23 protein-coding genes are annotated in these 20,985 nt (G+C 55.0%); 13 read left to right on the top strand and 10 right to left on the bottom strand.

Annotated elements, in window-relative coordinates; all coding sequences use genetic code 11:
- The first annotated feature begins 6 nt into the window (after positions 1-6).
- Positions 7-1,971, top strand: coding sequence for a U32 family peptidase (locus tag ABGB15_RS10890; RefSeq protein ID WP_215722037.1), 1,965 nt, complete (start codon positions 7-9; stop codon positions 1,969-1,971).
- On the opposite strand, the gene ABGB15_RS10885 is transcribed toward ABGB15_RS10890, so the two are convergent.
- Positions 1,972-2,202 carry a DUF2554 family protein gene (locus ABGB15_RS10885; RefSeq protein ID WP_152081080.1) on the bottom strand — a complete coding sequence of 77 codons (231 nt, stop codon included), beginning with the start codon at positions 2,200-2,202 and terminating at the stop codon, positions 1,972-1,974. It lies immediately after the preceding gene.
- A 246-nt stretch (positions 2,203-2,448) separates the two neighbouring features.
- On the opposite strand from ABGB15_RS10885, the gene ABGB15_RS10880 reads away from it, so the two are divergent.
- The gene (locus ABGB15_RS10880; RefSeq protein ID WP_152081081.1) at positions 2,449-2,811 is read left to right on the top strand and encodes a hypothetical protein; all 363 of its coding nucleotides are present in this window, start codon (positions 2,449-2,451) and stop codon (positions 2,809-2,811) included.
- Between the two features lie 149 nt (positions 2,812-2,960).
- On the opposite strand, the gene ftrA is transcribed toward ABGB15_RS10880, so the two are convergent.
- Positions 2,961-3,962 carry a transcriptional regulator FtrA gene (gene ftrA / locus ABGB15_RS10875; protein WP_152081082.1) on the bottom strand — a complete coding sequence of 334 codons (1,002 nt, stop codon included), beginning with the start codon at positions 3,960-3,962 and terminating at the stop codon, positions 2,961-2,963.
- A 73-nt stretch (positions 3,963-4,035) separates the two neighbouring features.
- Between ftrA and ABGB15_RS10870 the strand changes: the two genes are divergently transcribed.
- The 8 genes from ABGB15_RS10870 to zinT all read left to right on the top strand — a co-directional run bounded on the left by ABGB15_RS10870 (position 4,036) and on the right by zinT (position 12,055).
- Positions 4,036-4,449 (top strand): rhodanese-like domain-containing protein, encoded by a 414-nt coding sequence (locus tag ABGB15_RS10870; protein WP_215722038.1) that lies wholly within the window; start codon positions 4,036-4,038, stop codon positions 4,447-4,449.
- A gap of 156 nt (positions 4,450-4,605) precedes the next feature.
- Positions 4,606-5,709 carry a cobalamin-independent methionine synthase II family protein gene (locus ABGB15_RS10865; protein ID WP_215722039.1) on the top strand — a complete coding sequence of 368 codons (1,104 nt, stop codon included), beginning with the start codon at positions 4,606-4,608 and terminating at the stop codon, positions 5,707-5,709.
- Between the two features lie 203 nt (positions 5,710-5,912).
- Entirely contained in the window at positions 5,913-7,184 is a 1,272-nt protein-coding gene (gene urtA / locus ABGB15_RS10860) for an urea ABC transporter substrate-binding protein (protein ID WP_152081085.1), read from the top strand.
- A 24-nt stretch (positions 7,185-7,208) separates the two neighbouring features.
- Positions 7,209-8,783 (top strand): urea ABC transporter permease subunit UrtB, encoded by a 1,575-nt coding sequence (urtB, locus tag ABGB15_RS10855; protein WP_152081086.1) that lies wholly within the window; start codon positions 7,209-7,211, stop codon positions 8,781-8,783.
- Positions 8,783-9,856, top strand: a complete 1,074-nt coding sequence (gene urtC / locus ABGB15_RS10850; RefSeq protein WP_215722040.1) for an urea ABC transporter permease subunit UrtC — start codon at positions 8,783-8,785, stop codon at positions 9,854-9,856. The genes urtB and urtC overlap by 1 nt, the downstream gene beginning before the upstream one ends.
- The gene (urtD, locus tag ABGB15_RS10845; RefSeq protein WP_152081088.1) at positions 9,856-10,653 is read left to right on the top strand and encodes an urea ABC transporter ATP-binding protein UrtD; all 798 of its coding nucleotides are present in this window, start codon (positions 9,856-9,858) and stop codon (positions 10,651-10,653) included. Before urtC ends, urtD begins: the two co-directional genes overlap by 1 nt.
- A 9-nt stretch (positions 10,654-10,662) precedes the next feature.
- Positions 10,663-11,361: an urea ABC transporter ATP-binding subunit UrtE gene (gene urtE, locus ABGB15_RS10840; protein WP_152081089.1), complete on the top strand. Its 699-nt coding sequence runs from the start codon at positions 10,663-10,665 to the stop codon at positions 11,359-11,361.
- A 52-nt stretch (positions 11,362-11,413) separates the two neighbouring features.
- Positions 11,414-12,055, top strand: a complete 642-nt coding sequence (zinT, locus tag ABGB15_RS10835; protein ID WP_215722041.1) for a metal-binding protein ZinT — start codon at positions 11,414-11,416, stop codon at positions 12,053-12,055.
- A gap of 85 nt (positions 12,056-12,140) precedes the next feature.
- On the opposite strand, the gene ydeE is transcribed toward zinT, so the two are convergent.
- Entirely contained in the window at positions 12,141-13,334 is a 1,194-nt protein-coding gene (gene ydeE / locus ABGB15_RS10830; RefSeq protein WP_215722042.1) for an efflux MFS transporter YdeE, read from the bottom strand.
- A gap of 189 nt (positions 13,335-13,523) precedes the next feature.
- On the opposite strand from ydeE, the gene eamA reads away from it, so the two are divergent.
- Positions 13,524-14,423: an O-acetylserine/cysteine exporter gene (eamA, locus tag ABGB15_RS10825; RefSeq protein ID WP_215722043.1), complete on the top strand. Its 900-nt coding sequence runs from the start codon at positions 13,524-13,526 to the stop codon at positions 14,421-14,423.
- 38 nt (positions 14,424-14,461) lie between these two features.
- On the opposite strand, the gene marB is transcribed toward eamA, so the two are convergent.
- From marB to marR, 3 genes are read right to left on the bottom strand one after another with little or no spacing between them, the layout of a single operon-like run.
- The gene (gene marB, locus ABGB15_RS10820) at positions 14,462-14,680 is read right to left on the bottom strand and encodes a multiple antibiotic resistance protein MarB (RefSeq protein WP_215722044.1); all 219 of its coding nucleotides are present in this window, start codon (positions 14,678-14,680) and stop codon (positions 14,462-14,464) included.
- Positions 14,681-14,712: 32 nt separating this feature from the next.
- Positions 14,713-15,093, bottom strand: a complete 381-nt coding sequence (marA, locus tag ABGB15_RS10815; RefSeq protein WP_001303241.1) for an MDR efflux pump AcrAB transcriptional activator MarA — start codon at positions 15,091-15,093, stop codon at positions 14,713-14,715.
- A 20-nt stretch (positions 15,094-15,113) separates the two neighbouring features.
- Positions 15,114-15,548: a multiple antibiotic resistance transcriptional regulator MarR gene (gene marR, locus ABGB15_RS10810; RefSeq protein WP_020884159.1), complete on the bottom strand. Its 435-nt coding sequence runs from the start codon at positions 15,546-15,548 to the stop codon at positions 15,114-15,116.
- A 256-nt stretch (positions 15,549-15,804) separates the two neighbouring features.
- On the opposite strand from marR, the gene ABGB15_RS10805 reads away from it, so the two are divergent.
- On the top strand, positions 15,805-16,470 hold the full coding sequence (locus ABGB15_RS10805; protein WP_152081094.1) for a MarC family NAAT transporter: 666 nt from the start codon (positions 15,805-15,807) through the stop codon (positions 16,468-16,470).
- A 40-nt stretch (positions 16,471-16,510) separates the two neighbouring features.
- Here the strand turns inward: ABGB15_RS10805 and ABGB15_RS10800 are convergent, their stop codons facing one another.
- Entirely contained in the window at positions 16,511-17,707 is a 1,197-nt protein-coding gene (locus ABGB15_RS10800; protein ID WP_215722045.1) for a sugar transporter, read from the bottom strand.
- A gap of 176 nt (positions 17,708-17,883) precedes the next feature.
- On the opposite strand from ABGB15_RS10800, the gene ABGB15_RS10795 reads away from it, so the two are divergent.
- On the top strand, positions 17,884-18,675 hold the full coding sequence (locus ABGB15_RS10795) for a PhzF family phenazine biosynthesis protein (RefSeq protein WP_215722046.1): 792 nt from the start codon (positions 17,884-17,886) through the stop codon (positions 18,673-18,675).
- On the opposite strand, the gene ABGB15_RS10790 is transcribed toward ABGB15_RS10795, so the two are convergent.
- Genes ABGB15_RS10790 through ABGB15_RS10780 form a run of 3 tightly spaced genes read right to left on the bottom strand, consistent with a single transcriptional unit; the run spans position 18,672 to position 20,984 of the window.
- The gene (locus ABGB15_RS10790; RefSeq protein ID WP_215722047.1) at positions 18,672-19,349 is read right to left on the bottom strand and encodes an SDR family NAD(P)-dependent oxidoreductase; all 678 of its coding nucleotides are present in this window, start codon (positions 19,347-19,349) and stop codon (positions 18,672-18,674) included. The two genes, ABGB15_RS10795 and ABGB15_RS10790, sit on opposite strands and share 4 nt — an antisense overlap.
- 1 nt (position 19,350) lies before the next feature.
- Entirely contained in the window at positions 19,351-19,821 is a 471-nt protein-coding gene (locus tag ABGB15_RS10785) for a YhcH/YjgK/YiaL family protein (RefSeq protein WP_276855101.1), read from the bottom strand.
- The gene (locus ABGB15_RS10780; RefSeq protein WP_215722049.1) at positions 19,818-20,984 is read right to left on the bottom strand and encodes an exo-alpha-sialidase; all 1,167 of its coding nucleotides are present in this window, start codon (positions 20,982-20,984) and stop codon (positions 19,818-19,820) included. The genes ABGB15_RS10785 and ABGB15_RS10780 overlap by 4 nt, the downstream gene beginning before the upstream one ends.
- Position 20,985 lies beyond the last annotated feature (1 nt).

Raw genomic sequence — 20,985 nt, 5'->3', positions numbered from 1 at the left:
CGAAGTATGCGCCTGCACGCCCATCATCTTGAACTTTTGAGTCCGGCCCGCGACGCCGACATTGCCCGTGAAGCGATCCTTCACGGTGCTGATGCCGTCTATATCGGTGGCCCAGGCTTCGGTGCCCGCCATAACGCCAGTAACAGCCTGCGCGACATAGCCGGGCTTGTGCCGTTCGCCCACCGCTTTGGGGCGAAAGTGTTCGTCACCCTGAACACCATTCTTCATGATGATGAACTGGAGCCTGCGCAGCGTCTGATCACCGATCTCTACCAGACCGGTGTTGATGCCCTGATCGTACAGGACATGGGCGTACTGGAGCTGGATATCCCGCCAATTGAACTGCATGCCAGTACCCAGTGCGATATCCGTACCGTGGAAAAGGCGAAGTTTCTTTCCGACGTGGGTTTTTCTCAGATTGTGCTGGCGCGTGAGCTGAACCTGAACCAGATCCGCGATATACACCAGGCGACCGACGCGACCATTGAGTTCTTTATCCACGGTGCGCTGTGTGTGGCCTATTCCGGACAGTGCAACATCTCCCATGCGCAGACAGGCCGCAGTGCCAACCGCGGCGATTGCTCGCAGGCCTGTCGTCTGCCGTATACCCTGAAAGACGATCAGGGCCGCGTCGTGGCGTTCGAAAAACACCTGCTTTCCATGAAGGACAACGATCAGACCGCCAACCTCGGTGCGCTTATCGACGCAGGCGTGCGCTCCTTCAAGATTGAAGGGCGTTACAAGGACATGAGCTATGTGAAGAACATCACCGCGCACTATCGCCAGATGCTGGATGCCATCATTGAAGATCGTGGCGACCTGGCGCGCGCATCTGCCGGGCGCACCGAACACTTCTTTATCCCGTCAACAGACAAAACCTTCCATCGCGGCAGCACGGACTACTTTGTGAATGCCCGTAAAGGCGATATTGGTGCGTTCGATTCGCCGAAGTTTATCGGCCTTCCCGTCGGTGAAGTGCTGAAAGTGGCGAAAGATTATCTGGACGTGGAAGTGACGGAGCCGCTGGCAAACGGCGATGGCCTGAACGTGATGATCAAACGCGAAGTGGTGGGTTTCCGTGCCAATACAGTGGAAAAAACCGGCGAAAATCGTTACCGCGTGTGGCCAAATGAAATGCCTGCCGATCTCTTTAAGGCGCGCCCGAACGCCGCGCTGAACCGCAACCTTGACCACAACTGGCAGCAGGCGCTGCTGAAAACCTCCAGTGAGCGCCGTATCGCGGTGGATATCGAACTTGGCGGCTGGGAAGAGCAGTTGATCCTCACCCTGACCTGCGAAGATGGTATCAGCGTAACGCATATGCTTGACGGTCAGTTTGAGGTGGCAAACAATGCTGAAAAAGCGCTTAACAACCTGAAAGACGGCGTGGCAAAGCTGGGTCAGACGATCTATTACCCGCGCACTATTGAGGTGAATCTGCCTGATGCGCTGTTTATTCCGAACAGCCTGCTGAACCAGTTCCGCCGTGAAACGGCAGAGATGCTGGATAACGCTCGCCTGGCAAACTATCCGCGCGGCAGCCGTAAAGCCGAAGCAGTACCTGCACCGGTTTATCCTGACACGCATTTATCCTTCCTGGCGAATGTTTACAATCATAAAGCGCGTGAATTCTATCATCGCCACGGCGTTCAGCTGATTGATGCGGCCTATGAAGCCCATGAAGAGAAGGGCGATGTGCCGGTGATGATCACCAAGCACTGTCTGCGTTTTGCGTTCAACCTTTGCCCAAAGCAGGCCAAAGGGAATATCAAGAGCTGGAAAGCAACGCCGATGCAGCTGGTGAATGGGGACGAGGTGTTGACCCTGAAATTTGACTGCCGCCCGTGTGAGATGCACGTGATAGGCAAAATGAAAAATCATATCTTCAAAATGCCGCCGCCAGGCAGCATTGTGGCCTCTGTCAGTCCTGAAGATTTGCTGAAAACATTGCCAAAACGCAAAGGCAATTAATCAGCGAATGTGAGTGTCTGGTTTGCGCGACTTCTGCCAGTGGTGATGTTCGCGTAAACCCTCTGCAGACTCCTCTGCGGCGTTACGTATTTCGTCACTGTCGGCTTCATGACGAAGCTGATGGTCGACGTTTTGTACCCATAAATATTCATGCCCTTTATGCCCCGCCATCAGCTGCCCGGAAAATAACGCGCAGATCAGCAGAATAAGCGTTAATCCTTTTCTCAACATGATTTCACCCGTGAATGATAATTCCCCGCTATCATGCAGATAATTTCCTTGAGTTATTATTCGAAATTTCAAATTAGCGCAAAGGGATTGTCAGAAACTGTGGTACAGGCTTAACCGTTATTAAGATAATTCCTAATTTAATTGGTTGGGTCTGTAAACAACCATATTTAGTACATTTTCAGTCATTAGATTTAAAGATAAATCCTATATAATGGCGTTTTCTGGCAAAGGAATGGGTCGAATTCAATGAAGAAAGTATTCACTGCTGCGCTTCTGATTGTTGCCGCAGGAGCAACCGCCTGTGTGAGTTACAGCTTGAATGATAAACCGGACTATATTCAGTCTGCTGAAGTGCGGGTCGGTTCATATTTAACCAGTTATTACGGTAAAGTGGCGTGTAATAGCGCAAAAGTTACTGAACAGCGCTGGGAATTAGGTTGTACCAGTCGCGCGAAAGGCAAAACGTTCCAGTATGCCGTCTATTCAGCCGACCAGGCCCCGTATTCTGTGTCGCGTTCGTTCTACCTGGAAGCCATTAATGATGAGGCCAGACAGAGCGCAAAGCAGGGATTAATGCAATATCTGCAAATTAATACCAAAGCGGGTTAAAGGGTTTGTTTAACTGCCGTTGATAATATGGGCGTTAGGTTATCAGGGTTCCGCTGCCCGGCATGACGTGTCGGGAACGTAGAGACGAAAATACAAATCTATCCATGCAAGCATTTACCGCCAGTTAATGGCGGTATTTTTTTGCCTGTTTATCGGGGTGTTGCCGCAAACTGTTTACGATACCGGGCAGGAGAAAGGGCAAAATGCTGGCGGAAGTGGTGACGCAATGTTGCTGCCTGGCCAAATCCCGTTTGTTCGGCAATGCTATCGATACTTAACCGGCTGTTTTCCAGATAATCTTTGGCCCGCAGCAGACGTTCATTCAGCAGCCAGCGCGCGGGGGTTGTACCGGTGGCATCCCGAAAGCGTCGTAAAAACGTTCGCTGACTCATACCCACCCGATGAGCCAGCGAATCAACGGTATGCGTTTTAGCCAGATGCTGGTGCAGAAAATCAAACAACTGGCCCAGTCGCTGGCTTTCCCGCAACTGTGCTACCGGGCGGCTAAGCTGCTGCGTTTGTGAACCGTCCCGGTGTGGCGGGATAACCAGACGACGAGCGACGCAGTTCGCCGCCTCCATGCCGTAATCCCGGCGCACGATATGCAGACACAAATCGATTCCGGCCGCACTGCCTGCGGAAGTCAGAATATCGCCTTCGTCCTGATACAAAACATCGTCAACCACGTTGATGGCCGGAAAGCGCGTTTTAAGTGCCTCAATGTAGCGCCAGTGAGTGGTGGCTTTACGGCCGTTAAGCAGGCCGGAGGCGGCCAGCACAAAAACGCCAGAGCAGATAGAAAGTAGCTGGCAGCCACGGGCACTGGCCTGCCGTAATGCCTCGCAAAGCGCGTCCGGTACGGGTTCATCCAGCCCGCGCCAGCCGGGGACAACAATCAAATCCGCAGCGTCAAGCAGGCTAAGATGGCCATCGGTCAAAATGCGAACGCCTCCCGTTGCCCGCAGTTCACCGTCCTCGATACCGGCTACGGCAAACCGATACCACGCGTCGCCCATTTCCGGACGCGGAAGGCCGAAGATCTCTACCGCCACGCCAAACTCAAAGGTACATAAGCCGTCATATGCCAGCACAACCACGCGCGGGGGAGCACCGTGTCGTAACGTTGTCATCTTTTTGCTGTTTTCTGGCATAAGCAGGCGCATTCACTGGCTGAATTTATAGATAGAGTAGTGTTAACACAAACACAACAGATGAGGAAGGATCATGAGCTATGTTACTGAATTTCCGGCAGCAGAACCGCAGGAAGCCGTTGCGCATTTTCTGCGTCGCCTGAGTGTCGAGACGGACTGTGCTGATGTGCATCACGCGCTGACGAACAATGAACAGGATTTTGTTTTATTGCATGTGGTCGGGAATATCGAGCAGTTTGCGCGTCGTCATGTTCCCGGTGCGTTGCACCTGCCCTGGAGCCAGATCACAGCGGAGCGGATGGCACAGTGGCCTGCGGACACGCTGTTTGTGGTGTACTGCGCCGGTCCGCACTGTAACGGCGCGGACCGGGCCGCGTTGAAGCTGGCGCGCCTGGGGTTACCGGTAAAAATTATGCTCGGTGGGATTACCGGCTGGGAAGATGAACGCTTTGATTTTGCCGGGCAGGTTTCATCGCTGATGTCGTGAAGATGAATTTTTTTCAACACACGTGAATTTTTCTCGTTTGTCGTCATCGGCCAGGTATGACATCTTTTTTGGACATTTAGACATCCAGAAGTCTAAAAGTTCAAATAATGAATTATCACTGTTGGCAATTATCGCCAGCAGACAGAGGAGATTTCGATGCAACGACAACACGCCCCGTACCGCGCCGATGTAGTAGGCAGTTTCTTACGCCCGGATGCCATCAAGCAGGCTCGCCTGAAATTTGCCAGCGGCGAGATTGATGCCGGGCAGCTTCGCGCCGTGGAAGATGAGGCTATCCGCCATGTTGTCGAACAGCAGTGTGCCTGCGGTTTGCACGTGGTAACCGACGGTGAGTTTCGTCGCGCCTGGTGGCATTTCGATTTCTTCGATGGCCTGCAGGGCGTCGAGCGTTACGATTCACAGCAGGGGATTCAGTTCAACGGTGTTCAGACCAAAGCTCACGGCGTGCGCGTCACGGGTAAACTGGGCTTTGGCGATCACCCGATGCTGGAAGACTTCCGTTATCTGAAAAGCATTAGCGGTAACGCTCAACCGAAGATGACCATTCCGAGCCCGAGCGTGCTGCATTTCCGCGGCGGTCGCAAAGACATTGATGCGACGGTTTACCCGGATCTGAATGCGTATTTTGACGATCTGGCCACCACATGGCGTGATGCGATTCGGGCCTTTTACGATGCTGGTTGCCGCTACCTGCAACTGGATGACACCGTCTGGGCGTACCTTTGCTCGGACGACCAGCGTCGTCAAATCCGCGAGCGTGGCGATGACGCAGACGAACTGGCGCGTATCTATGCCCGCGTGCTGAATAAAGCGCTGGAAGGCAAACCGGACGACCTGACCATCGGCCTGCATGTTTGTCGCGGTAACTTCCGCTCAACCTGGATTTCAGAGGGTGGCTATGAGCCGGTCGCGGAAGTGTTGTTCGGCACCGTTAACGTCGATGCGTTCTTCCTGGAGTATGACAACGACCGTAGCGGGGATTTCGCGCCGCTGCGTTTTGTCCGCCCCGGCAAGCAGCAGGTGGTGCTCGGTCTTATCACCACGAAAAACGGTGAACTGGAAAACCCGGACGGCGTGAAAGCGCGTCTGGAAGAGGCGGCGAAATATGTTGCCAAAGAGCAGATCTGTTTAAGCCCGCAGTGTGGTTTTGCCTCAACTGAAGAGGGCAACAGCCTGAGTGAAGCTCAGCAGTGGGATAAAGTGCGTCTGGTGACGCAAATCGCCAGCGAAGTCTGGTAAACCCAGGGCACAGCGCTGCATTATTTAAGTGCAACGCTGTGCCATTCTGAGTCGTTCCCGCCCGATCCTCGTCTCCATCCCCCGAAAATCCGCTCTCCCCATTCTGGCATCCTTTTTGCTCTCCTTAAGCTGACACACGTTTATTTTCTGCGTCCACGCCGTAACGGACGTATTCGCACAGCTTACTTTTCAGGAGTGAAAATATGCACCGTCGTACCTTATTAAAAGCCTTTGCGCTATCAGCCTCGGTTGTTGCCATGGGGATGAGCTTTGGCGTGCAGGCGGCTGATACCATCAAAGTGGGGATCATGCACTCGCTGTCCGGCACCATGGCCATTTCTGAAACACCGCTGAAAGATGTGGCTCTGATGACGATTGACGAGATCAATGCCAAAGGGGGCGTGCTGGGGAAAAAGCTGGAACCCGTGGTCGTTGATCCGGCCTCAAACTGGCCGCTGTTCGCGGAGAAAGCGCGTCAGCTTCTGAGCCAGGATCACGTGGCTGTGGTATTTGGCTGCTGGACGTCGGTATCTCGCAAATCGGTTCTGCCTGTGTTCGAAGAGCTTAACGGGCTGCTGTTCTATCCGGTGCAATACGAAGGTGAAGAGATGTCGCCTAACGTCTTCTATACCGGCGCGGCACCAAACCAGCAGGCGATCCCGGCGGTGGAGTACCTGATGAGCGAAGACGGCGGCAGTGCCAAACGCTTCTTCCTGCTGGGGACGGACTACGTCTATCCGCGTACCACCAACAAGATCCTGCGCGCTTTCCTGCATTCGAAAGGGGTGGCCGATAAAGACATTGAAGAGGTCTATACCCCGTTCGGCCATAGCGACTACCAAACGATTGTTGCCAATATCAAAAAATTCTCCGCTGGCGGTAAAACGGCCGTGGTCTCAACGATCAACGGCGATTCTAACGTGCCGTTCTATAAAGAACTGGCGAATCAGGGGCTGAAAGCGACCGATGTGCCGGTAGTGGCGTTCTCCGTGGGTGAGGAAGAACTGCGTGGGATCGACACCAAACCGCTGGTAGGCAACCTTGCGGCATGGAACTACTTTGAGTCCGTCGATAACCCGACCAACCAGGCGTTTGTGGCGGATTACAAGGCGTATGCCAAAGCACACAAGCTGCCGAACGCCGATACCGTTGTCACGAACGATCCCATGGAAGCGACCTATGTAGGCATTCATATGTGGGCGCAGGCGGTGGAAAAAGCGGGCACGACTGATGTGGATAAAGTCCGCGCGGCAATGGCCGGGCAATCCTTTAAGGCACCGTCGGGCTTTACCCTCACCATGGACGCCACCAACCACCACCTGCATAAGCCAGTCATGATTGGCGAAATTGAAGGCAACGGCCAGTTCAACGTGGTCTGGCAGACTGAACAGCCGGTTCGCGCCCAGCCGTGGAGCCCGTTCATTGACGGGAATGACAAAAAACCCGATCAGCCGATGAAAACCGCCAGCAACTAAGCCATTACCGCAGGGAGAAAAGTCATGAACGCCATGCGTATGATCATCGCTATTGTGTGGCTTACCGGACTGCTGCCAGGGATGGCGCAGGCATCGGATGCCGATAATTTTGTTGCCGCGAATCGCAGCCAGCAGGCAGCGATGCTGACACAATGGGCGGCATCGCCGGAACCGGCGCGGCTGGCATTGCTACACGCGCTGCAAACCGAAAACCTGTTTATCGACAGTCAAAAACATGCCTTTACGCGCAGCCAGGGCCACATGCTTGCGCTGGGCGACGCAAAAGCGGCAGCAGGGCAAACCAAAGCGGTACGCCTGACCAACCGGCTACGCGTTTTGTCTGCCACCGCATTGGCAACCCATCAACTTGTCAGTGACAACGTCACGGAAAGACGCGCAGCAGCGAAACAACTTCAGCGCGATGCCCAGCCAGAAATGCTCGATTTCCTGCAAAAGCGGGCAAACAGCGAGACGGACGACGTTGCGCGGCAGTCGCTTCTGCTGGCACTGGCGAACCTGCAGGTAAACAACCCTCAGGCAGAGGTGCGCCGCAAGGCCGTTGAACTGCTCGGCCAGTCCGACGACCCGGACGTTCAGTCCAGGCTGATGCCCTTTACCCAGCCACAAAACGAACCGGATGCCAGCGTGCGTGCGGCTGCCGAAGAGAGCCTGAAGCATATTAAGTACCGTCTGATGTGGGGCGATCTGCTGGGGCAGGCGTTTATGGGCCTTTCGCTGGGGTCGGTGTTGCTGCTGGCAGCGCTCGGGCTGGCGATCACCTACGGCTTGCTGGGTGTCATCAACATGGCGCACGGCGAGATGCTGATGCTGGGAGCCTATGCCACCTGGATGGTGCAACAGATGATGGCGCAACTGGCACCGCAGTGGCTGGCGCTCTATCCCGTGGTGGCGCTGCCGGTCGCGTTTATTCTGACCGCATCCATTGGGATGGTGCTGGAACGCACGGTGATCCGCCATCTGTACGGTCGACCACTGGAAACGCTGCTGGCCACCTGGGGGATCAGCCTGATGCTGATCCAACTGGTGCGCATGACCTTTGGCGCACAAAACCTTGAGGTTGCCAATCCAGCCTGGCTTTCGGGTGGCGTACAGGTATTCGCCAACCTGACGTTGCCGTGGAACCGTATCGTGGTGCTGGGTTTTGTGTTGCTGGTGCTGTTCTTCACCTGGCTCATTCTGAATAAAACCCGTCTTGGCCTTAACGTGCGCGCGGTTACGCAAAACCGCAGCATGGCCGCCTGCTGCGGCGTACCGACAGGGCGTATTGATATGCTGGCCTTTGGTCTTGGCTCAGGGATTGCGGGTTTAGGCGGAGTGGCGTTATCCCAGCTAGGTAATGTCGGGCCGGAACTGGGTCAGGGCTACATTATCGATTCGTTCCTGGTGGTGGTGCTGGGCGGCGTAGGCCAGCTGGCAGGAAGCGTGGCTGCGGCATTTGGCCTGGGGATTTTCAACAAAATTCTGGAGCCGCAGATGGGCGCGGTTCTAGGCAAAATCCTGATTCTGGTGGCGATCATTCTGTTTATTCAGAAACGCCCGCAGGGGTTGTTTGCACTCAAAGGGAGGGTTACTGATTAATGAGCCAGCCACTGACCTTAACGCTGGCGCGTAGCGCGCCACGGACCACGCAAATTATTGGCAGCCTGCTGGTGGCGATCCTGCTGGTATTACCGTTTCTCGCCTTGCTGCCCGCCAGCCACCCGCTGGCGCTCTCGACCTGGATGCTAACGCTCCTGGGTAAGATCCTCTGTTACGCCATCGTGGCCGTCGCGCTCGACCTTGTCTGGGGTTATGCGGGCATGTTGTCTCTGGGGCACGGTATTTTCTTCGCGCTGGGCGGCTATGCAATGGGAATGTATCTGATGCGCCAGGCGGCGGGTGACGGTCTGCCTGCGTTTATGTCGTTTCTTTCATGGAGTGAACTGCCCTGGTTCTGGTGGGGAACGCAACACTTTGCCTGGGCGCTGGTGTTGATTGTGATGGTTCCCGGCCTGCTGGCGCTGGTCTTCGGCTGGTTTGCCTTTCGCTCGAAGATCAAAGGGGTCTATTTCTCCATCATGACCCAGGCGTTGACCTACGCGGGCATGTTGCTGTTCTTTCGCAATGAAACCGGCTTCGGTGGAAATAACGGCTTTACCGGCTTTACCACGCTGCTCGGTTTTTCCGTAACGGCAACGACTACGCGCATAGCGCTGTTTCTGGCAACCGTGCTGTTGTTGCTACTGGCACTGGGAATCGGTTTTGCGCTGGCGAAGAGCAAGTTTGGCCGCATTCTGACGGCCGTTCGTGATGCTGAAAACCGCCTGACATTTTGCGGCTACGATCCACGCGGATTCAAACTGCTGGTCTGGACGCTTTCTGCCGTGCTGTGTGGCCTGGCGGGGGCACTGTATGTTCCGCAGGTCGGCATCATTAACCCCGGCGAAATGTCGCCGACTAACTCGATAGAAGCGGCGATCTGGGTGGCGCTGGGCGGGCGTGGCACGCTGGCAGGGCCAGTGATTGGCGCGGCGCTGGTGAATGGGGCGAAAAGCGTGTTTACCGTCACAATGCCGGAATACTGGCAGCTGTTTCTGGGGCTGATATTTATCGCGGTCACGCTGTTTTTACCGCGCGGCGTCTACGGTCTGTTGCGTAAGGGAGAGAAATAATGCAGCCAGCAGAAGGATTGTTTACCCGCCAGTTGCCCGGCGACCGCTATCGCGACCAGACCGATCCGGTGCTGCAACTGGAGGCCATCAACGTGAATTTCGATGGATTTCAGGCGCTGACGGACCTTTCACTGAATATCGGCGTCGGCGAGCTGCGCTGCGTGATTGGGCCAAACGGTGCAGGGAAAACCACGTTGATGGATGTCATCACCGGTAAAACCCGGCCAAAAAGCGGGAAAGCCATTTACGACCAGTCTACCGACCTGACCACGCTGGAGCCCGCCGCCATTGCCCGACAGGGGATCGGGCGAAAATTTCAGAAACCGACGGTGTTTGAAGCGTTAACGGTGTGGGAAAACCTCGAAATTGCGATGAAAACCGACAAGTCTGTCTGGGCGAGCCTGCGGGCTAAACTCACTGGTGAGCAACGCGATCGTATCGATGAGATGCTGGTTTTGCTGCGCCTGACCACGGAACGTGACCGCCGCGCGGGGCTGCTTTCTCACGGGCAGAAGCAGTTCCTGGAGATTGGCATGCTGCTGGTGCAAGACCCGCATCTGTTACTGCTGGATGAGCCTGCCGCCGGGATGACCGACGCGGAGACTGAATATACGGCTGAACTTTTCAGAACGCTTGCGGGCAAGCATTCCCTGATGGTGGTTGAGCACGATATGGGCTTTGTGGAAACCATTGCCGATCACGTTACGGTACTGCATCAGGGACGCGTACTGGCGGAAGGATCGCTTCGCGAGGTGCAGGCCAACGAGCAGGTGATTGAAGTCTATCTGGGACGCTAAGGAGCCGCGATGTTACAGGTTAATGAACTGAATCAGTATTACGGCGGAAGCCATATTCTGCGCGGTGTGAGCTTTGAGGCTGTTACCGGTGAGGTGACCTGCCTGCTGGGACGCAACGGTGTCGGGAAAACCACGCTGCTGAAGTGTCTGATGGGGCTGATCCCCGCCAGAACAGGTGATATCGTCTGGCAGGGCAAAAAGATCACCCACAGTAAACCGCACCAGCGTGTGCAGTCTGGCGTGGCGTATGTGCCTCAGGGACGCGAGATTTTCCCGCGTCTCACCGTCGAAGAAAATCTGCTGCTGGGACTGTCACGCTTCAGCGCGCGAGACGCGAAAAGCGTGCCGGACGAAATCTGGCAACTTTTCCCGGTGCTAAAAGAGATGAAGCACCGCCGCGGGGGCGATCTCTCCGGCGGTCAGCAGCAGCAACTGGCGATTGGTCGTGCGCTGGCGAGTCGGCCGCAGTTGTTAATTCTGGATGAACCGACAGAGGGCATCCAGCCGTCGGTCATTAAAGAAATTGGACAGGTGATCCGCAAGCTGGCAGACAGAGGCGATATGGCTATTCTGCTGGTTGAACAGTTCTACGACTTTGCTGCGGAGCTTGCCGACAGCTATCTGCTGATGTCTCGCGGCACCATCATCCAGCGGGGGCGGGGTGAAAATATGGAGCAGGAAGGGGTTCGCGGGCAGGTTGCGATCTGAAATGTTATAATATAACATCCTCATTCTCATCAAACGGAGTGAGGGTTTTATTTTGGCTATACGTATTGGAAAATTTGCAATGACTCTGGGGGCGCTGCTGGTCAGCGGCCAGCTGTTTGCCCACTCGCACGGTCACCAGATGACCGAAGCGGAACAGAAAGCGGCGAACGGCGTTTTTGAAGATAAAGACGTTAAGGACAGAAAACTGTCCGACTGGGACGGCGTCTGGCAGTCGGTCTATCCGTTTTTGCTGGATGGCTCGCTGGACCCGGTCTTTAAAAAGAAAGCGGAGAAGGATAAACATAAATCCTTTGACGAGGTGAAAACCTATTACCGTGCCGGTTACGCGACCGATGTGGATTCGATTGGCATTGAAAATAACGTCATGGAATTCCATAAAGGCAACGCGGTGAGCAGCTGCCAGTACGATTACAACGGCTACAAAATCCTGACCTATGCCTCAGGCAAAAAAGGGGTTCGCTACCTGTTCGAGTGTAAGGATGCTGACAGCAAGGCACCGAAATTTGTCCAGTTCAGTGACCATATCATCGGGCCGAAAGCCTCGTCACACTTCCATATCTTTATGGGCAACACCTCTCACGAGGCACTGCTGAAAGAGATGGATAACTGGCCGACGTATTACCCGAACGAGATGGAGAAAGAGCAGGTCGTGGAGGAGATGTTGCACCACTAGGTTTTTGCTGTTGCCGGGTGGCGCTGCGCTTCAAGAACGCGAACGTAGGCCGGGTAAGCGCAGCGCCACCCGGCAGTTAAACGGCTCACACTACGTCAGGCGTTTCGCACCACGCCTTCATGCTCATTCCACGCAAAATCATCAGCCAGGCAATGACAATGGCCGCCATCATAATGACAAACAACGACCAGTGTGGCAGATGGGTCAGGATAATCCCGGTGATCATCGGGTTGGCCGCCGCGCCCAGCCAGCCCAGCGCCTGCGCAGAGAAGTAGCTTGCCTTCATCCCCGGCGGGGCAATGTTATCAATCAGCATATATTCCCCCGGTGCATAAATAATCTCGCCCAGCGTAAAGACGGCGGCGGCAATGCCCCAGTAAACCAGATTCTCCCCGGAGAGCATAAACCCGCCGAGTCCCGCGATGAAAAACAGGGTGGCGACAGTCATTAGTGGACGAATGTTAGTGGCTGAAATTTTGCGTCCAACGACGTACTGCAGCGTCACCACCACGGCGGCGTTCACCGGAAGCACGACGGCGACGACATTCTGGGCAAAATCGCTGTCGGCATTTGCCGCCAGTACGTACTGCGAAATGCAGCTGGCGAATGAGCCGCCAACATAAGAAGCAAGGAGGCCGGACAGCGTGAACCAGAACAGGGCGCGGTCGCGCAGCAGCAAGGACGGCTGCCAGGGCGCTGTCGGCTGTGTCGTATCCAGTGCCACGCTTTTCTGCACGAAGAAGTGGATAAACCCGAGCGGGAGCGCGGCACAGAAGGCTGCGAGCCAGAAGGGTAGCTGCAGGCTGTACATCACCAGCAGCGTGCCGATGGGCGGCCCGACCGTCCAGCCAATGTTCAGGAAACTGTAGTTCAGCGAAAACACGCGCGCTTTTTCGCTGGAGGTTAGCACATCGGCAAACCAGGCTTTCAGCACCGTTGAAAAAACAGAATAGGCGCAGTTGATCAGGGCAAAGAACAGCACTACCAGCGTAACGTTATTTACCAGCGGGATCGCCACAAAACCGGCAATAAACGCCAGGATAGCGATCAGCATGTAGCGTTTTTTATCAAACTTATCGGCCAGAATGCCAAACCCTAAGCTGAACACCACGCCAATGGTCAGGGCGATGGTCAGGGCATAACCAATATTCTCGACGCTCATGCTGTAGGCGCGCGTGAGATAGATGGTCATGAACGGCAGCGTTGCCCCTCGACCAATGGTTAATAGCAATGACGATGCCAGCAGCGCTGCAGTGGAGCGCCTGAGAGATGGTTTCATATTCTTGCCCAGAAAATCGTTATGTTTTTTTTATGTTATATCAGGAGTACCACGACATAAGGGGCTTGTATAGCACCTGATTTATCCGTAAGTGCTTCACCTGACTGCCAGAAATAATGATCTTCTCGTGACGCGTTTTTTTCGTTACCTTGAAGTGTTTACAAAAATTTAATAATTCAGGGGCAGGGTATGACACGTAAAGACGGGCTGCTGGCGATGCTGGTGGTCGTAGTATGGGGGCTGAATTTTGTGGTCATTAAAATGGGTTTGCACAATATGCCCCCGCTGATGCTGGCCGGTTTGCGTTTTATGCTGGTGGCGTTCCCGGCACTCTTTTTTGTCGCCCGTCCCAACATACCGTTTAAATTGTTGCTGGGTTACGGCCTGACTATCAGCTTTGGTCAATTCGCCTTTCTGTTCTGCGCCATTAAGTTCGGTATGCCTGCTGGTCTGGCTTCGCTGGTATTACAGGCCCAGGCCTTCTTTACCATCATTCTCGGCGCATTTGTGTTTGGCGAACGTCTGCAGGGCAAACAGCTTGCAGGGATCACGCTGGCGGTATTTGGCGTACTGGTGCTGATCGAAGCCAGCCTTAATGGACAACACGTGGCGCTGCTCGGCTTTATGCTGACGCTGGCGGCAGGGCTAAGCTGGGCGTGCGGGAACATTTTCAACAAACTGATTATGCAGCATGATGCGCGTCCGGCGGTGATGTCACTGGTGGTCTGGAGCGCCTTAATTCCGATTGTGCCGTTTTTGGCTGCCTCATTCATTCTTGACGGGCCAGACGCCATGCTGAGTAGCCTGGTTGAGATCGACATTACGACCATTATGTCGCTTATCTATCTGGCGTTTGTGGCAACCATTGTAGGCTATGGGATCTGGGGCTCGCTCCTGGGGCGCTATGAAACCTGGCGTGTTGCGCCACTGTCGCTGCTGGTGCCGGTGGTCGGGCTGGCAAGCGCCGCCATTTTGCTGGATGAGAAGCTCAGTGCCCTGCAACTGCTTGGCGCAGTGCTGATCATGGCCGGGCTCTATATCAATATCTTTGGTTTGCGGGTGCGTCGTACCGCGCGGGTGAAGGGATAAGGCAAAAAAAAGCCCCGCACCTGCGGGGCAAAAACGAATCAGAAGTCGTGCCGGTTGTAATACGGTACGCCTAATTCGTCGGATTTATCGCTGCCAGCCCCCATGTGGTTGAAATCAAAGGGGGACTGGTCATGTGCGGACGGCAGGGTCATCGCATCACGATTGTTCTGCTGTGCTGCACGGGGTGTTTGCTCCGCGAAGGCCTGGCTGGAGACAAGCACCAGCAAGGCGAGGGCGGCGGAGGCGATAACGTTCATGATTTCCTCGGTTACGTCTTTACAGGCGATGATTAACTACAATGTTTTAACGGATAAAGGTATCGGGATTCACCCGGCATGCTGGTGATACGATACTTATGAGGCGGCACGTCGAAGTAGTTCTTGAACGTGCGCGTCAGGGTTTGTTGGGATTCAAAACCGTAACGCTCCGCCAGATAAAGGATCGGCTCATTGCTTTCTTTCAGTTTTTGGGCAATTTCCGTCAGCTTACGGCTGCGAATATATTGACCTAATGAATGGCCGGTCTCTTTTTTGAACATCCGTTGCAGGTGCCATTTTGAGTAACCTGAACGCTCTGACACTTTCTCAAGGGAGAGCGGCGATTCCAGGTTATCTTCGATCCAGTCCAAAATGCTATGAATAGTGATAGCGTCAGTATTGCGTCTGGACATCGTCATACCTCTTTTTCTGTTTACGGCAGGATTTTCTTAAGCAAAAGCTCAAGCGTTGCCACTTCATCTGCCGTTAAGTTTTTTGTTAGTTCCTGGTGCAGTGTTTGTCCTACTAGTTGATGACATTGCTCACACATGGCCGCGCCGTCGCTGGTCAGTTTCACCAGTACGCCACGTTTGTCATTCGGGTTAGGGCTTCGTTCTATCCATCCCTTGCAGACGAGACGATCCAGCATGCGGGTTAACGCACCCAGATCGACAGAGAGCACCTTTTTCAGCTCAACCGGCGTGATACACACTTCGCAGCGAATAGAACACAGCACTTTGAACTGTGTTGCGGTGATATCCAGCGGTGACAGGTAGTCATTGAGCAGGCGATCTTTTTTCTGGTTAACCATATGAATAAGACGACCCAGTGGAATTATGTCGTTGAAGAGATCACTGGTGCTTTTCACAATGGTTGCCCTGGCAAGTAGTTTAGTCACGGCAGATATTATTGCTCAGGCAAGTATAAGTCAACTGAATGAATCAGCCGATGCCACGAATTGCTAAAACGTTTCGTGAACCTTTTTTTGCGGCTTTCAAATCATAAACATAACGGAGTGTTATGGTTCAGGCGTGAAAACAATCCTTACGTCGTGACGATAGCTGAATCATGAGATTTCCCCCTATAATTGCGGAGTTGAAAATGGATAAGGACAGCGACGCGTTATGGTGGATTTGATTAAAGCAATTGGTCTTGGGTTGGTCGTTTTGCTGCCCCTGGCGAACCCGTTAACCACGGTGGCTCTGTTTCTGGGGCTGGCCGGGAACATGAATAGCGCGGAGCGTAATCATCAGTCGATGATGGCTTCCGTGTATGTGTTTGCCATCATGATGGTTGCGTACTACGCCGGGCAACTGGTGATGAACACGTTTGGGATCTCCATCCCTGGGCTGCGTATTGCCGGGGGTCTGATCGTCGCCTTTATCGGCTTCCGGATGCTGTTCCCGGCGCAAAAAGCCCATGATTCGCCGGAAGCTAAAAGTAAATCCGAAGAACTTGAAACCGAGCCGAGCGCCAATATTGCCTTCGTGCCGTTAGCGATGCCGAGTACGGCAGGGCCGGGAACGATCGCGATGATTATCAGTTCCGCCTCGACGGTTCGTGATGGCTCCACCTTCCCGGACTGGGTTGTGACTGTCGCACCGCCGATCATTTTTGCTCTGATCGGCATTATTGTGTGGGGGTCATTGCGCAGTTCTGGGGCGATTATGCGCTGGGTGGGCAAGGGCGGTATCGAAGCGATCTCGCGTTTGATGGGCTTCCTGCTGGTGTGTATGGGCGTGCAGTTTATTATTAACGGCGTGCTGGAAATTATTAAAACCTACCACTGAGGTTATTTGCCGGGTAGCCTGCGCTTACCCGGCAAAACACTCACCCGTGATGCACCTGTTCTTCCATCGCTACCGGCCATTTACGGAAAATCAGCACCGACCAGATAAGCGCCACGAGTGCCGGAATCGCCCCCAGGTAGCCAATCGCCGACATCGATACATGAAGGCTGATCTGATTGCCCACCAGCGCACCCGCGCCAATACCCAGATTAAAAATGCCTGAGAATAGCGACATCGCCACGTCGGTGGCATCCGGGGCCAGGGCCAGCACTTTTACCTGCATACCAAGCCCGATAATCATGATCGCTATGCCCCAGAAGATGCTGAGGATCGCCAGATGACTTTCACTGCCCGCTGCGGGCATCAGTAATACCAGACACACCAGCAGCAGGCCGATGGCACCGCTTACCAGCACCGAAGCATGCTGATTGCCGAGTTTACCGAAGAGGATGCTGCCAATAATGCCCGCGCCGCCTAAAATCAGCAGCAGGACGGTGGCAAAGTTAGCGCTAAAACCGGCAACAACCTGTACAAACGGCTCAATATAGCTATACGCCGTGTAATGCGCGGTCACGACAATCACGGTCAGCAGATAGATGCTCATCAGCGCCGGACGGCGAACCAGCAGCGGCAGGCTTTTCAGCGAACCGGAATGTTCACTTGGCAGTTTTGGCAGCAATTTAATCAGGCAAACCAGTGTGATCAGCGCGCCCATACCGATAGCGAAGAAGGTGGTGCGCCAGCCGAAGTATTGCCCGACGATGCGGCCAATCGGCAGACCCAGCACCATCGCCAGCGCCGTTCCGGTCGCAATCAGGCTCAGTGCCTGAGCGCGTTTGCCCGCAGGGGCGAGACGAATGGCGAGCGACGCGGTGATCGACCAGAACACGGCATGCGCAAATGCGATCCCCACACGGCTAATGACCAGCACGGTAAAGTTCCAGGCCATAAACGACAACACATGGCTGGCGATAAACACCACGAACAGGCCAATCAACAGTTTTCGCCGCTCCATCTGGCTGGTCAGTAGCATAAACGGCAGCGACATCAGCGCCACGACCCACGCGTAGATGGTCAGCATAATGCCCACCTGAGCCGTCTCCATCTGGAAACTCTTTGCGATGTCAGACAACAGCCCAACGGGCACAAATTCTGTGGTATTAAAAATAAACGCGGCAACAGCAAGCGTGACCACACGTAGCCACGCGACCTTGCGGGAAACAGTGTTTGTTGTCATAGGGATGTCTGGGATTCGTTGGATAAAAGATGAGAGGCCGATCTTAAGGCTTTAAACGGCGAAAACTCAACCATTATGTGACTCAGATCCCAATATTTACCTTATCACAACGGTAGCGGACGCGGTTGTTTTCATCGAATATAAAGACCAACACAATAAAAACAGGCGGTAACAGAATGCAGGAGATTGATTTTTATCTGGTCGATGCTTTTAGCAACGAGGCGTTCGGCGGTAACGCGGCGGCGGTATGCCCGCTGGAAGAGTGGTTACCGGATGAGACACTACTCAGGATGGCGCAGCAGCATAATCAGTCTGAAACGGCGTTTTTCGTCCGCACCGACGAGGGCTTTGCGCTGCGCTGGTTCACCACGCAATATGAGATAAATCTGTGCGGCCATGCGACGCTGGCGGCATCCCACGTCATTTTTGAATACCTTGATTATCCTCATACGGAAATTACCTTTTCGACGCGATTCGTGGGCAACCTGACGGTGAAACGCAACGGCGACTGGCTGACGCTAAACTTCCCGGCCTGGGCGACGGAAGTGGTCGACACGCCACCGGCCTTGCTTTTCAGTTCACTGGGCATTGAGGGTGCAGCAGAGGTGCGCGTCGGGCGCGATTATATGGTGGTGCTGGAGAACCAGCAGCAGGTGGAAGCCTTAACGCCGGATATTGCCGCCATGATCCCGCTGGGGAAAATGGTCTGCGTAACGGCACCGGGCGAACACGACGATTTTGTCAGCCGCTTCTTCTGTCCTGGCGAAGGCGTGCCGGAGGACCCGGTCACAGGGTCAACCCACAGCATGCTGATTCCGTACTGGAGCAAAAAACTGGGGAAAACGCAGATGAAAGCCCGTCAGGTGTCGGCGCGAGGGGGTGACTTGCGCTGTGAGTTAACCGGTGACCGCGTACTGATTGGCGGCCAGGCCTCGCTGTACCTGAAGGGCCGTATTTTCCTGCGCTAGCTAAGCGACGCACCGCCGCAAATCACTATCTCCTGCCCGGTGATAGCGGCGGCCTCCTCGCCAAGCAAAAAATTCACCAGCCCCGCCACTTCCTCCGGCGTGATGAGGCGGCCCATCGGCGGACATTTCGGCGGAGACGTCTCCCGCCCTGGCGCACGTAACATCGGCGTTTGTGTTGCCCCTGGGGCGACCACATTCGCGGTGATCCCACGTGGGGCAAGTTCCGCAGCCCAGCTTCTGATCATCCCCACCATCGCCGCTTTGGTGGCAACATACTGCGATCGTCCTGCTGCGCCCTGGGACGTTCTGCTGCCTATCGCCACAAATCTACCGCCTGGCTCCATGCCAGGCGCAAAGTGGTTAAACAGGGTTTCACATGCCTGGACGTGTAACCGCCAGAGCATCGTGCCGGTGTCACTATCCAGATGCCCCAGTGGTGCGGCTGCCATCATTCCGGCGGCGTGGATCACTGCCTGAGGCGGGGAGAGGGTCTGTAACGCGGAATTCAGGGCGACCGGATCGCTGATATCAACACGAAGACTCGTGAAGTTAACCGTATCCAGCACGACAGGCCGCCGACTGAGCCCGGTCACTCGCCAGCCTTCCGCCAGTAAACGTTTAACGATCGCCTCACCAATACCGGAACTGGCACCGGTCACGACTGCATGACGCATTTCAGGCCTCCAGCACAGTGCGAGGAATTTTAAACACCGCTTTGCGAACGGTCGCTGGCGAATCCACGGCGCACAGTGCCTGGTGCGGCTCTCCGGGATAAAAGACCGCAAAGTCACCCGCGCCAAGACGGATCGCAACGTTGTGTTCAGAAGACGATGCAATAAAAAGATCGGGTTTACGTTCTTCGTCGCCTGGCTGCTCAACGGAACGCACGCCTGCATAAATGCACTCGTCACCCGCTAAAACAACCTGAATATCTGCCCACTGGTGGTGGTACTCCGTGTGCCTGTCTTCGCGCGGCTGCGTTTGTGCAGGACCGATATGGCAAAACCATGCGGCATTTTCCGGCTGCCAGCGCCCGTCATCGCGAGCGCTGAGCGCCTGCAGTGTGCAGTCCGGGCGGGACAGAATGGTGTACAGCGCCTGAGGAAGCCCTGCCTGCGGCAGGGCGTTAAGATGTCCGATAATCATACTGACTCCTTCACCCATTCCGGGGTCACGCGCACGTATTTTATGGCCTGGCGGAAATACGTATAGGCAATGTGCAACGCACCGTCCGGGCCCTGTTTAATGCTCGGGTAGGAAAATTCGCGGTTCAGTTTCTCCAGGGAGTTGTTGGTCATGCAGTAGCCGTCACCCTCATCCAGGTGACGTTGCCACGGCCAGCTTTTTCCGCCGTCCGGTGAAATGGCGACCGTCATCGGCGCACGCGGAGCCCCCCAGAAGGCCGCGCGTCCATGGGTGACGACGGGTTCTTTGCGGCCGTCGCCATCGTCAATCTCATCGTAAAGCGAGGCGCGTCTCTCCGGTGCACCGGCTGCACTCATATGGTTAAACACCAGCGCCAGTTCGCCGCTGGCAAGCGTTGTCACCTGAACAGATGAGTTGTTATTTGGCAGCGTGGTGGGCTCTGGCACAGACCAGCTCTCGCCATTATCCGTTGACTGACTGTAGTAAATATTGTCCGCCCAGCGGCTACGGAATAAGGCCACGAGAGTGCCATTGTTGAGCGGAGTGATATTCATATGCACACAGCCCAGACTCTCTGGCACCTCAACATCACGCCAGGTTTTGCCGCGATCCTCCGAAATTTTTACCGCGCTGATGTCATCGTTGCCGACCCATTTCTCACCGGGTTGTGTACGGCAGTAAAACACCGGGAGCAGCCAGTTGCCATTTTCCAGCACAACAATCGGCTGACGGATAAAGGTGCCGGGTTTATCCAGCAGGGTACTGATTTCGCCCCAGCTGTTGCCCAGATCGTGAGACTGGCGATAGCGCACGATGGCGGTGTCCTGATTACCGGAAATCTGCGCGGTCCACAGAAGCCACAGCACATTATCGGGGGCCAGGAACAGTACCGGGTTTTGCTCGGAACGCGTCGCATCGTCAGAAAGTTTTACCGCCTCGCTCCACCGCTGGCTGCCAGGAGCCAGACGTGAACCCCATACAGAGATGTCAGCAATACCTTCCTGTGTGCCGCCAAACCAGACGCACATCAGTGAGCCATCCGGCAGCGGTAGAAGGTTCGCCGCGTGGTTTTGCGGGCAGGAGGAAGGCAGCATGGCTGTCTCCATGCGAATGTCCTGCGGTTGTGGGCGAACAATGCCGTCGCGGGTTACGGTTACAGACATA

It is taken from the genome of Enterobacter sp. MALB-1 (assembly GCF_041021625.1).
GTDB lineage: Bacteria > Pseudomonadota > Gammaproteobacteria > Enterobacterales > Enterobacteriaceae > Enterobacter > Enterobacter oligotrophicus.
This window is presented reverse-complemented; position numbering and strand designations above follow the sequence as displayed.

What these genes read in the sequence shown, in the direction of transcription:
- ABGB15_RS10890 (WP_215722037.1), top strand. Translation starts at nt 7, where the DNA reads ATGCGCCTGCACGCCCATCATCTTGAACTTTTGAGTCCGGCCCGCGAC.
- ABGB15_RS10885 (WP_152081080.1), bottom strand. Translation starts at nt 2,202, where the DNA reads ATGTTGAGAAAAGGATTAACGCTTATTCTGCTGATCTGCGCGTTATTT.
- ABGB15_RS10880 (WP_152081081.1), top strand. Translation starts at nt 2,449, where the DNA reads ATGAAGAAAGTATTCACTGCTGCGCTTCTGATTGTTGCCGCAGGAGCA.
- ftrA (WP_152081082.1), bottom strand. Translation starts at nt 3,962, where the DNA reads ATGCCAGAAAACAGCAAAAAGATGACAACGTTACGACACGGTGCTCCC.
- ABGB15_RS10870 (WP_215722038.1), top strand. Translation starts at nt 4,036, where the DNA reads ATGAGCTATGTTACTGAATTTCCGGCAGCAGAACCGCAGGAAGCCGTT.
- ABGB15_RS10865 (WP_215722039.1), top strand. Translation starts at nt 4,606, where the DNA reads ATGCAACGACAACACGCCCCGTACCGCGCCGATGTAGTAGGCAGTTTC.
- urtA (WP_152081085.1), top strand. Translation starts at nt 5,913, where the DNA reads ATGCACCGTCGTACCTTATTAAAAGCCTTTGCGCTATCAGCCTCGGTT.
- urtB (WP_152081086.1), top strand. Translation starts at nt 7,209, where the DNA reads ATGAACGCCATGCGTATGATCATCGCTATTGTGTGGCTTACCGGACTG.
- urtC (WP_215722040.1), top strand. Translation starts at nt 8,783, where the DNA reads ATGAGCCAGCCACTGACCTTAACGCTGGCGCGTAGCGCGCCACGGACC.
- urtD (WP_152081088.1), top strand. Translation starts at nt 9,856, where the DNA reads ATGCAGCCAGCAGAAGGATTGTTTACCCGCCAGTTGCCCGGCGACCGC.
- urtE (WP_152081089.1), top strand. Translation starts at nt 10,663, where the DNA reads ATGTTACAGGTTAATGAACTGAATCAGTATTACGGCGGAAGCCATATT.
- ydeE (WP_215722042.1), bottom strand. Translation starts at nt 13,334, where the DNA reads ATGAAACCATCTCTCAGGCGCTCCACTGCAGCGCTGCTGGCATCGTCA.
- eamA (WP_215722043.1), top strand. Translation starts at nt 13,524, where the DNA reads ATGACACGTAAAGACGGGCTGCTGGCGATGCTGGTGGTCGTAGTATGG.
- marB (WP_215722044.1), bottom strand. Translation starts at nt 14,680, where the DNA reads ATGAACGTTATCGCCTCCGCCGCCCTCGCCTTGCTGGTGCTTGTCTCC.
- marA (WP_001303241.1), bottom strand. Translation starts at nt 15,093, where the DNA reads ATGTCCAGACGCAATACTGACGCTATCACTATTCATAGCATTTTGGAC.
- ABGB15_RS10805 (WP_152081094.1), top strand. Translation starts at nt 15,805, where the DNA reads ATGGTGGATTTGATTAAAGCAATTGGTCTTGGGTTGGTCGTTTTGCTG.
- ABGB15_RS10800 (WP_215722045.1), bottom strand. Translation starts at nt 17,707, where the DNA reads ATGACAACAAACACTGTTTCCCGCAAGGTCGCGTGGCTACGTGTGGTC.
- ABGB15_RS10795 (WP_215722046.1), top strand. Translation starts at nt 17,884, where the DNA reads ATGCAGGAGATTGATTTTTATCTGGTCGATGCTTTTAGCAACGAGGCG.
- ABGB15_RS10790 (WP_215722047.1), bottom strand. Translation starts at nt 19,349, where the DNA reads ATGCGTCATGCAGTCGTGACCGGTGCCAGTTCCGGTATTGGTGAGGCG.
- ABGB15_RS10785 (WP_276855101.1), bottom strand. Translation starts at nt 19,821, where the DNA reads ATGATTATCGGACATCTTAACGCCCTGCCGCAGGCAGGGCTTCCTCAG.
- ABGB15_RS10780 (WP_215722049.1), bottom strand. Translation starts at nt 20,984, where the DNA reads ATGTCTGTAACCGTAACCCGCGACGGCATTGTTCGCCCACAACCGCAG.